General features: G+C 46.2%; 13 protein-coding genes. 6 read left to right on the forward strand and 7 right to left on the reverse strand.

What is annotated here, in order from left to right:
• Positions 1-13: 13 nt before the first annotated feature.
• Together RN22_RS17200 and RN22_RS17205 are read left to right on the forward strand one after the other, a co-directional pair.
• The gene (locus tag RN22_RS17200; protein ID WP_046306126.1) at positions 14-1,030 is read left to right on the forward strand and encodes a substrate-binding domain-containing protein; all 1,017 of its coding nucleotides are present in this window, start codon (positions 14-16) and stop codon (positions 1,028-1,030) included.
• A complete protein-coding gene (locus tag RN22_RS17205; protein WP_046306128.1) occupies positions 1,031-1,894 on the forward strand; it encodes a patatin family protein in 864 nt (287 codons plus the stop codon).
• 1 nt (position 1,895) lies between these two features.
• Here RN22_RS17205 and RN22_RS17210 read toward each other — a convergent pair whose 3' ends face one another.
• The 3 genes from RN22_RS17210 to RN22_RS17220 all read right to left on the reverse strand — a co-directional run bounded on the left by RN22_RS17210 (position 1,896) and on the right by RN22_RS17220 (position 3,988).
• Entirely contained in the window at positions 1,896-2,138 is a 243-nt protein-coding gene (locus RN22_RS17210; RefSeq protein WP_046306130.1) for a hypothetical protein, read from the reverse strand.
• Between the two features lie 70 nt (positions 2,139-2,208).
• The gene (locus RN22_RS17215; RefSeq protein WP_046306132.1) at positions 2,209-2,979 is read right to left on the reverse strand and encodes a hypothetical protein; all 771 of its coding nucleotides are present in this window, start codon (positions 2,977-2,979) and stop codon (positions 2,209-2,211) included.
• A gap of 97 nt (positions 2,980-3,076) precedes the next feature.
• Entirely contained in the window at positions 3,077-3,988 is a 912-nt protein-coding gene (locus RN22_RS17220) for a LysR family transcriptional regulator (RefSeq protein WP_002541180.1), read from the reverse strand.
• A gap of 85 nt (positions 3,989-4,073) precedes the next feature.
• Between RN22_RS17220 and RN22_RS17225 the strand changes: the two genes are divergently transcribed.
• The 3 genes from RN22_RS17225 to RN22_RS17235 all read left to right on the forward strand — a co-directional run bounded on the left by RN22_RS17225 (position 4,074) and on the right by RN22_RS17235 (position 6,061).
• A complete protein-coding gene (locus tag RN22_RS17225; protein ID WP_046306133.1) occupies positions 4,074-4,295 on the forward strand; it encodes a DUF2798 domain-containing protein in 222 nt (73 codons plus the stop codon).
• 87 nt (positions 4,296-4,382) lie between these two features.
• Positions 4,383-5,492 (forward strand): agmatine/peptidylarginine deiminase, encoded by a 1,110-nt coding sequence (locus RN22_RS17230; protein WP_046306135.1) that lies wholly within the window; start codon positions 4,383-4,385, stop codon positions 5,490-5,492.
• A gap of 206 nt (positions 5,493-5,698) precedes the next feature.
• Positions 5,699-6,061, forward strand: coding sequence for a hypothetical protein (locus RN22_RS17235; protein WP_156168223.1), 363 nt, complete (start codon positions 5,699-5,701; stop codon positions 6,059-6,061).
• A gap of 51 nt (positions 6,062-6,112) precedes the next feature.
• On the opposite strand, the gene RN22_RS17240 is transcribed toward RN22_RS17235, so the two are convergent.
• The 4 genes from RN22_RS17240 to RN22_RS17255 form a co-directional block, all read right to left on the reverse strand.
• On the reverse strand, positions 6,113-6,463 hold the full coding sequence (locus tag RN22_RS17240; RefSeq protein ID WP_046306140.1) for a hypothetical protein: 351 nt from the start codon (positions 6,461-6,463) through the stop codon (positions 6,113-6,115).
• 73 nt (positions 6,464-6,536) lie between these two features.
• Entirely contained in the window at positions 6,537-7,259 is a 723-nt protein-coding gene (locus RN22_RS17245; protein ID WP_002541185.1) for a YebC/PmpR family DNA-binding transcriptional regulator, read from the reverse strand.
• Between the two features lie 194 nt (positions 7,260-7,453).
• On the reverse strand, positions 7,454-9,025 hold the full coding sequence (locus RN22_RS17250; protein ID WP_046306144.1) for a family 16 glycosylhydrolase: 1,572 nt from the start codon (positions 9,023-9,025) through the stop codon (positions 7,454-7,456).
• Between the two features lie 77 nt (positions 9,026-9,102).
• Positions 9,103-10,575 carry a carbohydrate porin gene (locus tag RN22_RS17255; RefSeq protein ID WP_046306145.1) on the reverse strand — a complete coding sequence of 491 codons (1,473 nt, stop codon included), beginning with the start codon at positions 10,573-10,575 and terminating at the stop codon, positions 9,103-9,105.
• Positions 10,576-11,237: 662 nt separating this feature from the next.
• Here RN22_RS17255 and RN22_RS25180 point away from each other — a divergent pair.
• Positions 11,238-15,461, forward strand: a complete 4,224-nt coding sequence (locus tag RN22_RS25180; RefSeq protein ID WP_052737560.1) for a hypothetical protein — start codon at positions 11,238-11,240, stop codon at positions 15,459-15,461.
• Positions 15,462-15,610: the final 149 nt, after the last annotated feature.

The following is a 15,610-nucleotide window of genomic DNA, read 5'->3' on the forward strand; positions in this document are numbered from 1 at the left end:
TTAAGGAGAAGACATGGCGACAATGAAAGACATCGCGAAGTTAGCCGGTGTTTCAACCTCGACCGTTAGCCATGTCATCAACAAAACGCGCTTTGTCAGTGATGAAATTGCAGAGCGCGTGAATAACGCTGCTAAAGAACTCCATTACACTGCGCCGTCTGCTTTGGCGCGCAGTTTCAAAACCAACCGCACTAACACCCTTGGCATGATTGTGACCACATCAACCAACCCATTCTTTGGTGAGGTGGTAAAGGGTGTGGAGCGAAGCTGCTATCACGCGGGTTACAACCTTATCCTCTGTAATACTGAAGGTGATGCACAACGGATGAAAGCGTCTATTGATACCCTGATGCAAAAGCGTGTCGATGGTTTCATCCTGATGTGTTCAACGCTGGAAGGGGAGTATTCAGAAATCCTTGAAAAGCTTCAATCCGTACCTGTGGTGGTGATGGATTGGGGGCCGATTTCCCTGCCTTGCGACAAGATTCAGGATAACTCCCTGCGTGGGGGTTATCTGGCGACCAAGCACCTTATCCAGCAAGGGCATAGAGAAATTGGTTGCATCACCGGGCCGTTGCTTAAACATCAGGCGCAAATGCGCTATCAGGGCTTTAAACGCGCAATGAAAGAGGCGGCCCTCAACATCAACCCCAAATGGGTGGTGGAAGGCGACTTTGAATGTGAAGGCGGTTATCAGGCGCTTGCAAAATTCCAGAACAGCGGTAAGTTGCCCTCCGCGATTTTCGCTGGTAACGACATGATGGCGATGGGCCTTATCAACGCTGCCAACGAACAGGGGATTTCCGTTCCAGCAGATTTGTCCGTGATGGGATACGATGACATTCACTTGGCGAAATACATGACACCATCGCTCACTACCGTGCATCAGCCTAAGTATCGTCTCGGAAAAGCCGCGGTCGATGCTTTGATTCAACGCATCAGTAACAGTGGTAGCGAACCTCAGGTCGTAGAGTTGGAGCCAGCCGTAGTGGAACGAGGCTCGGTGACGGAGTTTGTAGGAGAAAAATAAATGGAGAAGGTTGGGAAATCTGCACTCATTGTAGAAGGTGGTGCAATGCGCGGCGTGTTTTCGTGCGGCATTCTTGACTACTTCATGGAGAAAAACTTCTCGCCTTTTGATAGCTTCTGGGGCGTGTCAGCAGGCGCCAGTAATCTGGCTGCATACTTGGCTGACATGCCGGGACGGAACCTGAAAATCTACCTTGATTACAGCCTTCGCAAAGAATTCCTGAGACCGGGCCAGTTCGCCATGGGCGGTGACTTAATGGATCTCGACTGGATGTGGGAAGTCACGTTGGAAGAACTTGGTATCGACAAAGACGTTCTGAAAGCAGACCCAAGGCCGTTCTTTTTAGGTGTCACTAGACAGGATAATGGCGAACCTGAGTACCATACACCGGATGTTGAAATGTTGGCCGAAACCATGAAAGCCAGCAGCGCACTGCCAGTGATGTACCGACACGGTGTGGAACTGAATGGCGTGAGATATGTCGATGGTGGCGTGGCAGATGCGATTCCTGTTGCTGAAGCTATTCGACGCGGTGCCACCCGAATCATGGTGCTCCGAAGCCGTCCGGCATGCTATCGAAAATCCGCCTCCAAGTTTGATGCGCTGACTAAACGGCTACTCAAAGATCATCCTGCCTTGATAGAGCCGATGCTGACCCGTCACATTCGATACAACGAAACACTTGAACTGATTGAGCATCCGCCGGAAGGCGTGGAGATTATTCAGGTTTGCCCGCCAGAAGACTTCAAATTGAAGCGCCTTAGCAGGGAAAAGGCGCCTCTTAAGAAGGCTTATTACCTAGGGTATGAATCAGGTAAAGAAGCCATGATGCGTTGGGATAAGCTTAGCCAGAATTCTCTCTGACTCAGTAATGGAAAACATCGTCGCGGCTTTCTGCGAATCCCTCGTAAACGTTCGAGAAACGCTTCGGTGCAGTGACTTTCTTTTTCTTCGCCCGCTTTTTCACCGGGCGCATGTTCATGCTTTCTATACGTGCTAACTCTTTTGCGTGGAGTTCAGCCTGTTCAATAAACGTATTATCTTTCAAGGCTGCTTTACGGCTTTGGTTAACCCGTTCAAGCAACTGGTCAAACTCTTTCGTATTCATGAGCACCTCCAAATGATACTGTTTATATATACAGTATCATTTGGAATCTCAATCTCGTCAAGTGGTTAAATCAGAACTTCCCGTTCTGGTTGTTCCAAATCTCGCGCGGGGGGATCTCTTCCACGGTATCCCAATGCTCGACCACTTTTCCGCTTTCTAATCTGAACAGGTCATAAAAGGCCGTGTGAACGCCGACACGCAGACCTTCGCAAGCGGTCAGGACAAAGTTACCTTCTGCAAAGGTGCGGTGTAATGTTTGGTAATGAACATATGGCGAGCCATCTGGCAGTGTTTTGCATAGGGCTTGTTTCAACGAATCCAGGTCATTGCTGAGCTCAGGGCTGTGTTCTGTATAGTCAGTGATATTGAAAAAGAGAGGAATTACTTCAGGGTTTTGACCTATCAATACTTGATTAACAAGATTGATGACGATTTCGCGATTGGATTCTGTTTTCTCCAAGTCGGCGACTTTTGTTTCGCCATCAATCATGCTTCGGCCAGAAGCATTGTTGGGCTGCTTGAGCTCTAAATTGTCCCAATGCTCGACGGTCTTATCCCCTTCGAACCGGAATACTTCAAAACAGATTTTTACGCTGGAAAAGTCATACTCGGTATGGGCAAACACATAATCGCCATCTGAGAAAATGCGCAGAATTTCAACATGAGGGTTAGTCTTTGCCAGTTTTGCAAACAGCTCAGCTAGCCCGACATCGCCTTCTTTTGTCATAGGGTTGTGCTGTTTGTACTGAGTTTCATCGACAACTTTGACGGCTTCAGGATCGCCATGCTCAATGCCTTTCTTGAGGAGATCGTAAATCCATTGCTTTCTTTGCTCGCTCATTTCAATGCGTCCTTTCTTTAGCGCGTTGTTTCCCCGAGTCTAGCCGTTAATGGGTGCTTTTCTTGCTTAAATTCTGATTCACCAGCGAGCTTCCTATTTACTGTGCCTCGATTGGCGTCTGCTCATAGTTAATCGCTTTTGTGGCTGACAGTAACGCATCCACCAGTAAGGTCAGTGCGCGGGGCTGATGCTGCCGTTCACGGTATACCAAATAGGCTGTTCTGTCGGTTCGTGTATACTCCGGCAAAATCTCTTTGAGTTTTTCATTGCCAGAGGTATGGCGAAATGGAAGGGATGATACGCCAATGCCTTGTTCAACGGCGGTAATCACCGCAGTGATATCATTGACCACTAATTTAGGACGTATGGCAATAGTGTGCTCAAGAACCTGTTCGCGGTATAGGTTTATGTTCCAGACTTTATCCACTGCGATCCAGTCTGCTTGCTTTAGTGCATCGACTGTTTTGATCTCTCCATACTTTCTCAGGTAACCCTCGCTGGCAAAGAAGCCATGTCTGGCCGTAAAAAGTGGCCTGGCAATGAAGCTTTCAAGGCCGGTTAAATCGAAGGTCATTAAGAGATCCCTATCTGTTGTCGGGATCTGCTGTTCTTGGCTTAAAATAATCTCAAGTTTTACCTTGGGATAATCCTCAAGGAATCGACTAATCACATCCCCAACAAACCCATGATAGAAGTTATTTGGCATGGTCAGCTTGAGGTTGCCAAACACCTCGTTGCTATCTTGTAGAATTTGCTCAATCCCGGATTCAAGTTGCTCCATGCTGCTAATGAGTTGTTCATAAGCTCGCTCTCCTGACTCTGTCGCAACGAGCTCTCGCCCTCGCTTTTCCAGTAATCGAACATTGAGCCTTTTTTCCATCGCGCTGATCCGGCGAGACACCGTAGAAGCTGGTAACCCTAATGACTTACATGCCGAAAGCAGCGAGCCATCACGGATGATTTGGCAAAAGAGATAGAGATCGTCAATGTTTCCAAAAATGGAATTCATGGTTCAAATTGTGCCTGTATATCTCGTTTATGGATTTATTTATCTTAAGTCCAAAGACAAAAGCACAGCAAGTTTGAGGTGAGAAATGGAAAGGAAACGGTTTTGGATAACAACAGCACTCAGCACATTAGTGATGGCAGTCACTATGTCTGGGTTGATCTCCGGCTACAAAATGGGGTTTTCTGCTGATTGGCCTCAAGTTTGGGGGCAGAGCTTTGTGGTTGCTTGGCCATGTGCATTTGTATTGAGTGTGACTGTGTTGCCGAAAGTTAAGCAGTTTTCAGAGTGGTTAGCGGAAGCAATTTAAACATCAAAGATGAAAGTTAGGCTTCTTTACGCAATATTTAGTTAACCCTCTGTATTTGAAAGATATAAAACTGATTGCGTACCTTCTATGATTTCTCGCCGACGATTCATTCAACAGGCTGGTGCAGCGGCACTTACGTTGCCTTTTGTTCCTGGCCTTCATGCAACAGAAATAGCGCGCCCGAATCGTGTGGCTTGGATAATGCCTGATGAATCGGCCCCTCATGAGCGTACATGGATGGCATTTGGGGCATCAGCGCAAATCTGGGGAGAGGGATTACTTCCTGCGGTTCAAAAAAATCTTGCGGACATTGCGCTGACGATTGCCAAATACGAACCCGTTTCCATGTTGGTACGAAAAGAGGATATGGAAATCGCTCGGGCCTTGATGGGAGACAAGGTTGATCTAATCGAAGGTCAACTCGACGATTTGTGGGCGAGAGATACTGCACCATTGTTCGTATTGAACGAGCAAGGTGACAAAGCTGTTGTCGACTTCAATTTCAATGGGTGGGGAAACAAGCAACAACATAGATTGGATGCTGCTGTGGCAAAGCAGATTGCCCGCCTTAGTCATACTCAACGTATTCAAGCGCGCATTGTAATGGAAGGTGGCTGCATAGAGGTAGACGGGCAGGGTACCGCTATTATTGCTGAAAGCTGTACTCTGAATGAAAACCGTAACCCTGATATTTCTAAAGCCCAATTTGAAGATCTTCTGATGCCGCTTTTAGGGTTGGATAAAATCATTTGGATCCCTGGAATACGAGGTCGCGACATCACTGATGGGCATACGGACTTTTACGCTCGATTTACCAGCCCAGGCAATGTGGTCGTTGGTATTGATACCTACCCAGAGTCGTACGAATACGAGCTTACCCGAGAGCATTGGGAGATTTTGTCAGCAGCGACCGATGCACAAGGAAACAGGCTGAGCCTTCATGCTCTGGAAACGCCAGATACGATTCGTGAAGAGTTTGACAGCAAAGAGTTCGCTGCTGGCTATGTCGGTTTTTATGTTTGTAACCATGCAGTGATCATGCAGGAATTTGGTGACAGAGCTGCGGATGCGAAAGCCAAAGCAACGATGGAGAGGCTATTCCCAGAACGCACTGTGGAGGCATTAAACGTAGATGCCATTGCTGCGGGGGGAGGCAGTATTCACTGTGCAACTCAGCAAGAGCCTCAGATAAACTAGTACCGTAAACAGTTTCTAATAACCATTTGCTAGATAACTTTGCTGTTGGAAATTTAGATTCTGGAAGTGTAACTGATAAGGCCACTATTAATTGAGCGTTAAATTTGCCTAAATTCACAGACAAAAAAGATAATAGTGCAATGCATAGTATTTGATTGTGTGGATTTGTATACAGGTGTTTATTGAAAAAATAAATATATACAAAGATGATGAAAATCAAATTTCAAAGAACGCTTGCGTCGCTGTTAATCCCTTTATCTGCCGTAATAAATCTCGCTAGTGCATCAGAAAATATCTGCACAAAACCAACCAAAATGTCTGATGTCAGCGCTAAATGCGTCGTGACGGATGATTCCTATTGGATGCCTGATAAGTTAGTTATTAGCTTGACTAGCGAATGTGCCGAACGTGTTTTTGTCAAAGCCTGTATGAAAAATGGAAATGATTGGGGAAGGTGGGAATGCAATGCTATTCATCTTTCTAACAACCAAGTATGGGAATCGCAAATTAGCGCTGAGTGGGTGTGGTATGAATGGGTATGGGAAAAAGTAGAGCTCAATGCTTGCTGACAGGAATAGCAATAAAACGAGATAAGCCAGAGCAACGCTCTGGCTTTTTACTTAGCTGCGTTTAGGTTGCTTGTAAGTGCGACCGGCTGCGGCATAAGTATCACGGTTCTTAATGTCGAATTGGGTATAGAAGAACCAAGCGACAAACAGGATAACATCGTCACCCACATTCATGATGTGCTCAACAAACTCCTGCTCTTCACCGTCATCGTTCTCTTCAGTGAATACGTGGTAAACGCGGTTCTGACCTTCCACTTCTGCAAGTGCGAATTGTCCAGTCAACGCGTTCGCGGCTTCTGCAATCGCTTCATCTTCGCTCGCTTTTAGCATGTCGAGCGCTTCAGGAAGGCTGGCTTTTTCGCAAAGGGCTTTTACCAGCGCTTCAAAATCTTTATGTTCCATGGTGGAGCCTTAATGTAGTCAAAAAGTAAAATGCCCGGTCGAACCGGGCATTTAGAACGCAAACGTTGAGGAATTAGGCCTCGACCTCTGCGTTGTGGTAAACGTTCTGTACGTCGTCACAGTCGTTCAGCATGTCCATGAACTTCTCAAATGTTGCAACGTCGTCGCCGCTCACTGCAGTCATGGTTTGTGGAACGAAGGTGATTTCTTCAACGTCGATAGTCACTTCTGGCATTGACTCAGTCAGTGCGTTTTTCACTTTGAAGAACTCTGTGTGAGGGGCGAATACAGTAATCACGCCGTCTTCACATTCGATGTCAGTCACATCTGCGTCTGCCATCATCAGCGCTTCCAGTACCGCTTCTTCGTCGTCACCGGCAAACTGGAATACAGCCTGGTGATCAAACATGTGAGCAACAGTACCTGGGCCACCAATTTTGGAGTTGGTTTTCACGAAGCACTGACGTACTTCCATGTAGGTACGGTTGTTGTTGTCAGTCAGACAGTCAACGATCACTGAGCAACCGCCCGGGCCAAAACCTTCGTAGCGCGCAACTTCATAGTTTTCACCGCCACCGCCAGCTGCTTTTTCGATAGCTTTTTCGATAACGTGCCCTGGCACCTGATCTTTTTTCGCCTTCTCGATCATGCGCTTAAGCGACAGGTTTGAATCTGGGTCGCCACCGCCGTTTTTCGCGATAACGTAGATTTCTTTACCGTACTTTGAGTACAGCTTAACTTTGGCGCCTTGTGTTTTCGCCATTGAAGCTTTACGAACTTCGAAACTGCGTCCCATGGGGAGTCACTCTCTTTGATATGCGTTTATTGAAGTGGCAGGGATTTTATCAATCACCCGCAGGTTTTTTCCAGCACTAAAAGCGCGATAAGGCTCAGTTTTGCTGAGTTTGATCAAGTGTTGTCCGGGTTAAATGGCTTGATGCAAAAGAAAAGGGAGGCTTTCGCCTCCCTTTTGGGTTTCAAGAAGAGGGACTATTTCTTCTCGTATCGAATGTTATCGAGTTGCAGAACCATCGGTCCTGTTGGCTCCATAACAAAGATATTGCGTAGGCCTTCGACATTCGCTTTCGCGCCGGAAGCAAAGCGGTTGCCATTTCCAATTAGCTCAGCAAAGTTGATGCGAACCTCAGTCCACTGACCAATAGGCGGTACTTCTACATCGATGTCACTCGCAGCAGGCCAGCCACTATCGACTTTCACCATGATCTTGGTTTCAGGTGCTTTCTCTTCCACCAGCAGATCAAAGACCAGCTCGCCACCTTGCATCCATTCGCCCATATTGACTTCTGGAGACTCGAAGTAGAAGTTACCGATCTCACCCGTTTTCTTCATTGCTAGCACATCACCACGGCCTTCAACCGGCTTGGTTTCGGTGTAGATCTTGAACTGGGGATCGTACTCTTTCGAACGCAGGTGTTTGTCTGGCTTGTCGCCGAACAGCACAAACTCTGGACCCGTCGCGTAATCTGGACCTGGGATGATGATCTCAGGTGCAGGTGTACCTGCGATAAATTGTGCGGTGTCCTGAACGGTCGCACAACCTTTGCCGGTTTCAACATCTTTCGAACATTCGTAGACGCGTACGTAATCGACTTCCATGGTTTGAGGGAAGATAGAGGGATCGATGCCGCCTTCATTCGCGTTATTTGCCCATGAACCACCCAATGCAAGGTTCAAAATTAAGTGGAAACGCTGGTTAAATGGCGCATCTGATTCCCCTGTTACCCAACGACCGCCTTCTTTGTACTGGCTATACCAGCCGTCAGAGCGCTGCGTTGCGTAGTGGATATCATCGATGTACCAGCGCATTTCGTCCTTTTCCCACTCCAGAGAGTAGGTGTGGAAACCGTCTGCAGGGTTAACATGGTTTGGAAGATGGTATTCCGCAGCTGTGCTCACGTTATCTGGCCACTCGCGGCCATAGTGAAGCGTACCGTGAATACGTGCTTCTTCCGTGCCAGGTTCTGCGCCCAGTTGGTCAGTAGGGGTTTTCAGGTTAACCGCTTCAACGATATCAATCTCACCAGAAGCTGCCCATCCACCAAATACATAGTCAGTTGGCAGCATCCAGATCGCAGGCCAGGTACCTTGACCAAATGGCAGTTTTGCACGGACTTCAAAGCGACCGTATTTCCAGTCACCTTTGTTCATTGTACGTAGGCGAGCAGAGGTGTATGGCAGGGTCGCTTTACGGCGGCTCTTACCCTCTGGGTCTGACGGACCAGTGAACTGGTTGTCTAAAGCAACAATATGTAGCTTACCGTCCTCGACAAAGGAATTTACCTTGCGGTCGGTATAACATTGGCGCTCGTTGTTACCGCCGCCATAGCAGTTTTCTTCGTGGCTCCACTTAGATTTGTCTATCTTGTCACCGCTGAATTCATCGTTCCAAATCAGCGTCCACGAGTCGTTAGCAGTAATCTCCTGTGCACTGGTGTCCGGTGCCGCCGTATCTAATGGAGTAAATTTTTTCGCTTGGCAGCCTGCAAGCACGCCCACAGTTGCGACAGCAACCAACGTGCGCTTGTAGGGAAATGTATTCATGATTGTGTCCTTACTTAATCGGTATCAGTAATTAAATGCAATAGTCTTGGTGTCGTATGAACCTTTCTGACCTTGCTTTACCAATACACGTCTGCCTGAATACCGACTATGAAGTCATCCGTAGCGTTTTCGCGGAGAAATCGACCATCATTCCCTCGAAGAACCGCACCGTTTTCATCGCGGAGATAATCTTGCGTGGTCCATGATCTCGGCAAATAAGAAAGCATAAATCGTATTTCGGCACTCGACTCGCCATCGGACATAATAAAGGTGGGGGCAACGGTGTATTTTGATTGGTAATCAGTAGCGCCATCCCAGCTGGTTTTGTACCAACCGATATCTGTCTGCACAAAGAAGTTGTCTGAGACTGGGAAGGTATTCCTCATCATTGCTGAATACCAGTAAGTATATGTGGTATTCGAATCACCTGTAGCCTCATGGTTATATTGCCCTTGAATTGAAGGGAAGAAACCTATGCCGCTAGAGTTGACATAACCACCCCATAAAAGAAGGCGAGCACTTTTTGCATCTTCTTCCCGGTGTGTAATTAGGTAATCTGAATTCCCGTATAGAGACTCAAATGCAAAATCGCCGCTGGCGCCATGATTTGCTGGTCCCTGCCATGGCAAATCAGCATCGCGGACGCCTTGAGTTAGAGAGCCTGGTCGATACCCACTGTAATTAGTTATCGTACTACCCAACAAGTTACCCGAGCCTAATCCTTTACCTGCTTGTGCAATCACATACGAGAATGCGTTGCCTTCCAAACCAAAGAAATGAGGCATGTGGTAAATACCAGTCACATCGAAGCCAGTATCTGCCCACTCTTTACCTTCTGCATCCCAGTTATCTGGCATATATTTGTAGTTTGCGATGACCTCATAGCGACCAATTTGATAGCCCAGAGTGAAGGTGTGCATGGTGTTGTTCAGATTAGAGTGAAGGGTATTTAATTGTTCATCTGACACTATCCCATTGGTAGCCCATGAGTTCTGAAGACCAGTACTGGGGTCAGAGAATGAAGCATCCACGAGATCTTCATAATCATCAGTTCTATCACTGGAGAGATAGGCAAGTGACAGGAAGCCGTCACCGATTTCATAATCACTGATACCTGCTCCAATACCTTCAAGATCTGTGTAGAAATAATCTGTCATGAAGATGTAATTGTCTTCATAGATTTTTCTTTTACCTGCCCACATAGAACCTGAAGGAGTGACTCCTTCAAACTCGATGTAGCCAATGACATCATCGGCATCAAACTCACTAAGACCTACATGAATGTTAAGTTGCTTCTCATCGTCAAAGATAAGTTTGGTTAGGAAATCGAGGCCACCGTCGTTGTCTGGTTCAATGCCGAGGCGACCCAACATTTCTTTCCTACCTGCAGACTCAATTCGTTTGAAATCATTTTCAGCGCTTGCAAAAAAACCTGCGCGGAAATACCCATGAAACTCGAACTCTGTTTCCACTGCGGAAGCAGCTGTAGGAAGGTAAGAGATACCGCCCAACGCTCCTAAAACCAGAGTGGATAAAATGGATTTCTTCATTCCTTACTCCATCAAAAAATTATCAATCTTAAAGAAAGCGCTTTCTTTGAGAGATTGAAATTCCCGAAGAGTGCCTAAGTTCTGCTGGGTGGTGTGAGCAGCATAAGACTATTAAAATCGGGAGCTTATACCTTTTCTCTGTTTGAGTGACTCGCATTTTCATGCTTGTAGATGTGACAAACTAAAGAAAACGTTAGTAAAACGGACATTAATTTATTAGAGATGTCGATCGCAAATATGACTATCACAAAATCTGCATTTGATCACATATTTATCACAATTTGTTAACTGTTGGTTTGGTCTGAGCGGTGACTGTATAGGGGCGTAGTCATATTCATCGAAATTCCGTCCATTAATCAAAGTTAAATTAAACGCTTAAATATCAATACCTTAAGTTTTGATATTTAAATTGCCATTGTCTCATTTTTGAGTCTGTACAAAATGTTCCCATAACAATATTGTTACAAATGCTAATAGTTGTCCTCGGGTAAGGGGTGGTGACCGTAACTCGGGTTTTGCTCAATTCGCAAAGAAAGCGCTTTCAATGCTAATGGGACGCTACGCGTAAAGTCCATCAACATTCTGGTGGTTGGAATCTGGCTAAAGGATAAGCCAAAGGTTTTTACCTTGAGCCGATATAACAGCTGTAACGGATTAATACGATGAAAAAGAATTTGGCGAAAACGACTCTCGCTCTGTCACTATCACTTGTTTTAAGTGCTTGTGGTAGTGGTGATGACCCAGTAACCCCTAGCACCTCTGATGATTTATCACCCAACCCTACACCAACTGGTGTGTTTCCTACTTCGGACTCAGGTGAGCCTATCTTGGGGACTTCTTCACTGCAGGCAATGTCATATGGTTCATTCCGTGACAGGTCTCGTAGTGAAGCAACAGTACAGTCTGTAGAGGCTTTGAAAGAAGACTTGCAAATCATGTACGCATCAGGAATTCGTGTGATCCGCACCTATCACACCCAAAAATATTCTGACACCGCAAACCTTCTGCAAGCTATCCAAGAGCTGAAAGATGAAGCAGAAGCGGATCCGAATGTTGATTTCGAAATGTACGTCATGCTTGGCGTTTGGATTGATGCTTTAAATTCGTTTTCCGAAGATCCCCTTATAAAACCAGACTCTACTCAAGAAAATCCAGATAACGATAATGAGATGGCGAAAGCGTATGAGTTCGCACGTCAATACTCAGACATCATTAAAGTTATTGCGGTGGGTAATGAGTCAATGGTTGAGTGGGCACATGATTACAAAGTGGTTCCCTCCATCATCCTTGACCGTGTCAATGAGCTTCAACGAGCAAAAGAAAATCAAAGAATTAATCGAGATATTTGGATTACCAGCTCTGATAACTGGGCGGTATGGGCTCGTGAAGTAAACAGTGATTACTACAACAAGTACGCTGAAGACATCAATGCCCTGATTCAAGCTGTTGATTACGTGTCAATTCACACTTACCCCTTCCATGATACTAAGCACAGCTCTGTATTTTGGAACGTCCCACTTGATGAACAGTCTTTAAGTCTCCAGGAGCAAGCTGACAGAGCAATGGGTCGTGCGGTTGATTTCGCGGAAGAGCAAATTGCAGCGGTTCAAAGTGTCGTCAGAGCGATTGATCCAGGCAAGCAAGTTCATGTCGGTGAAACGGGTTGGGCAACACTCTCAACGGAAGACTTCGGAGAAGGTGGTACTGGCGCTGCTGATGAATACAAGCAGAAGGCTTATTATGACAGCATGAAAGCGAAGCTGGATCAGAATGGCTTTTCTATGTTCTTCTTTGAAGCATTCGACGAGCCTTGGAAAGGTGATGCGAATAATTCGGGTCACTCTGAACAACACTTTGGTTTGTTCGAGCTTGATGGTACCGCTAAATATCTAATGTGGGATAACGTCGCGAAAGATGCTTACGCGAACTTCACACGAAACGGTGCTTCAATTACTCGATCATTCGATGGCGATCGAGACGCAGTAATATGTGACATCTTGCCTATTCCTTACGCATTCCCTTATAACCAGCGTGTTTCTGGTGACAAATATTCAGTATTTGCCGACGAAGTTCAAAAATCACTCTACGGAACAATCTGGGCAGGTGATTTGGGTAACTCCACATGGGTGGGTGTTGACGGCAATGAGAACTCTTGGGTGGTAGTTCCTGTTGAAGGAAACACGGATGTTAATTTCGGTTTTGGTGCAAGCCTTGCGGTGCCTGGTATTAATGAATCAAACGACGTTGGTCAAAACCTGACAGGCTTCGAGAATGGCTTTTTAATGTTTGATTCCCGCGGTACGGTTGACGGGGAATTTTCCGTCGGCTTCATGACGGGTATTTTTGGTGATAAAAGCAGGCCGCAGGTAGTCAATAGCTTTATTATCAATGGTGGTACTGAAGAGTGGACCTCTTATAAAATTGCCATCACAGAGTTAACTTCAGGTGCTACGCCTAACTTCAATGATGTGACGGCGCCATTTTTTGTTAATTCTGGTACAGGCGCTAACGCTGCGGAATTGGGCGAGCTTCGTTTCAGAAATATCCGCTTTAGCAAGTCTGGTGATGAAACACTTCCTGCCAACGAGAATGGTCTCAATGTTGCAGAAAAAGATCCAAGTTGCACAGATGGTGGAACTGGCGGTGGAACTGGTGGCGGAACTGGATCTGGCTCTACGACACCTCCAAATGCTGGGTTTATTTTCTACACTGACCAAGAAAGATCGCTTGATTTAGAATTTACAGATCTTTGGGGTGGCGAAGTGGGTGCGACTCTTGGTGCTGGCAGCGACAGTACTTACAACTCACTGGAGTTATCTACCCCAAACTGGGGAACGGTTGCTTGGCGTTCTGGTACCAGTATTGATATTACTGGATATACTCACGCTGTATTTAAAGTAAAAACTGACGTTGAAAAAGTTGAAGTAGCAGTCCTCAATACAGTAGGTGAGGAAGTGAAAGTTCAATACTCTGTATCACTTGGTACTGAGCTAAGTAACGGTTGGGTGGAGATGAAAGTCCCATTACCTGCATTTACTGACATGGATAGGTTTGGGGTTGGATTGACCAGTGCCGGTTCAGTTCAAGTTGCTGACGTAGCTTTGGCAACATATGAGACTCAGACTATTCCAGATACTGCTTATGTCATTTATACCGGTCAGGAGAGTAATTTAGCCTTCGATTTTGTTCAGACTTGGAATGGTGGCTCTCTCTCTGAGGTGTCTAGTGAACTGTATAATCCAGTTCTTGAGCTGACATCTACTGGTGGATGGAATGCTTTATCTTGGTCTAGCATTATTAACCCTATAGACATTTCCAACTACAGTCATGCTCAGTTCAAAATCAAGACTGATGCTGCGCAACTTAAAACGTCAATCCAAAGCTTGACACAAACAGAAGTAAACGCTTTCCCACTCTTATCCAGTGGTACTGGGCTTTCTGATGGCTGGGTACAGATGGAGCTTTCTCTTCCAGACTTTACGGATATGACGGCTTTTGCTTTGATCCTCGAGCAGAATGGTTCATTTGAAATTGCTGATTTAACATTCTTGAATAAGGGGGTTGACGGCGGCACTGATGGCGGCACCGATGGTGGAACTGATGGCGGCACCGATGGTGGAACTGACGGCGGTACCGATGGTGGCACTGACGGCGGTACCGATGGTGGCACTGACGGCGGCACCGATGGTGGTACTGATGGCGGCACTGATGGTGGCACTGACGGCGGCACTGATGGTGGCACCGGTGGCGGCACTGATGGTGGTACTGACGGCGGCACAACAGGTGATACTCCAATCGTGATCTTTAACGATGCAGCGAATCCGGAGTGGGTTGCTTGGAATAATGATACTGATGCCATTCCTCCAGTTGTGGTGGATAGTGATCCTGCACATGGTGCGGCTACCTCTTTCGAGATTTTGTCTACACCATCTGTAAATGGCTTTAATACGCGTATAGGAGAGCCGTCTAACCCACTTGATGTGAATGCTTGGATGGTTGATGGCGTTATTTCGTTTGATATTAAATTGCTTGAAGCTGGCGCTACACCAGCAACGGTTTGGAATCTCAAAGTGGAATCAAACGGTGGTAGTGAATTCTCAGAGCTTGACCTGAGTGATGCTATCGAGTTTGACGGGGTTACCAACCCTGATTCTGTACCAACATTAAATGTTTGGAGAACCTATACGTTTAGATTGAGTGACCTATCGAACGATGGCTTAGACCTGACAAATATAGACGTCATCATGGTGTTTCCTGCTTGGGGAACAGGCTTTGGGTCTAAGTATTATGTAGACAATGTCATTGTTTCACCGACTGGCACCGACGGCGGCACCGATGGTGGCACTGACGGCGGTACTGGCGGTAATGTAGATACCACTGCGGATGTTGTTTCTATCTTTAGTGATGACTATACAGATATCACGGTGGACGAATGGGGACCTTTCTGGGGTGATTCTTCAGCAAGTATCGTTGACGGAACACTTGAAGGTAGTCCAGCTAAGGTGATTAACCTTAGTGCAACTCAAGAATTCGCAGGTATTGATTTTTCAACGTCGTCTGCGTTTGATGCAACTGGCTTCACTACGTTTAATATAAAATACAAATTAGACCCCTTTATAAGTGGACAGGAATTTGAAGTTAAGCTGTCTAATCATCAGGGTGGAAACGGTGAAACTGGTGCAATTCTAAGCCGGAGCGAGCCTACTAACACTGATGTGGTGACATTAGCTATTCCGTTGGATGACTTCCAAAATGCGAGAACAGATAGTGACTTATCGAGAGATGCTATCGCTCAAATCGTCATCAAAGCTGTACAAGATGTACCAGAAGGCGGAACTAGGCAGGCAGTTAATATTACTATCGATGAGATTTACTTCAGCAAGTAATAGAATTCTCTAGCATTGCAGAGAAAAAACAACTGCTAATGAATAAGGGGAGGCTTTGATGCTTCCCCTTTTGTCTTCTCGTTTGGAATAGGCAAAAGGCCCCAACTCGTGACTCGCTTCACGCTTTGGGGCCTTTTTTCGTTTTCCCG

The organism is Grimontia sp. AD028 (assembly GCF_000973155.1).
GTDB classification, from domain to species: Bacteria; Pseudomonadota; Gammaproteobacteria; order Enterobacterales; family Vibrionaceae; genus Enterovibrio; species Enterovibrio indicus.

What these genes read in the sequence shown, in the direction of transcription:
- RN22_RS17200 (WP_046306126.1), top strand. Translation starts at nt 14, where the DNA reads ATGGCGACAATGAAAGACATCGCGAAGTTAGCCGGTGTTTCAACCTCG.
- RN22_RS17205 (WP_046306128.1), top strand. Translation starts at nt 1,031, where the DNA reads ATGGAGAAGGTTGGGAAATCTGCACTCATTGTAGAAGGTGGTGCAATG.
- RN22_RS17210 (WP_046306130.1), bottom strand. Translation starts at nt 2,138, where the DNA reads ATGAATACGAAAGAGTTTGACCAGTTGCTTGAACGGGTTAACCAAAGC.
- RN22_RS17215 (WP_046306132.1), bottom strand. Translation starts at nt 2,979, where the DNA reads ATGAGCGAGCAAAGAAAGCAATGGATTTACGATCTCCTCAAGAAAGGC.
- RN22_RS17220 (WP_002541180.1), bottom strand. Translation starts at nt 3,988, where the DNA reads ATGAATTCCATTTTTGGAAACATTGACGATCTCTATCTCTTTTGCCAA.
- RN22_RS17225 (WP_046306133.1), top strand. Translation starts at nt 4,074, where the DNA reads ATGGAAAGGAAACGGTTTTGGATAACAACAGCACTCAGCACATTAGTG.
- RN22_RS17230 (WP_046306135.1), top strand. Translation starts at nt 4,383, where the DNA reads ATGATTTCTCGCCGACGATTCATTCAACAGGCTGGTGCAGCGGCACTT.
- RN22_RS17235 (WP_156168223.1), top strand. Translation starts at nt 5,699, where the DNA reads ATGATGAAAATCAAATTTCAAAGAACGCTTGCGTCGCTGTTAATCCCT.
- RN22_RS17240 (WP_046306140.1), bottom strand. Translation starts at nt 6,463, where the DNA reads ATGGAACATAAAGATTTTGAAGCGCTGGTAAAAGCCCTTTGCGAAAAA.
- RN22_RS17245 (WP_002541185.1), bottom strand. Translation starts at nt 7,259, where the DNA reads ATGGGACGCAGTTTCGAAGTTCGTAAAGCTTCAATGGCGAAAACACAA.
- RN22_RS17250 (WP_046306144.1), bottom strand. Translation starts at nt 9,025, where the DNA reads ATGAATACATTTCCCTACAAGCGCACGTTGGTTGCTGTCGCAACTGTG.
- RN22_RS17255 (WP_046306145.1), bottom strand. Translation starts at nt 10,575, where the DNA reads ATGAAGAAATCCATTTTATCCACTCTGGTTTTAGGAGCGTTGGGCGGT.
- RN22_RS25180 (WP_052737560.1), top strand. Translation starts at nt 11,238, where the DNA reads ATGAAAAAGAATTTGGCGAAAACGACTCTCGCTCTGTCACTATCACTT.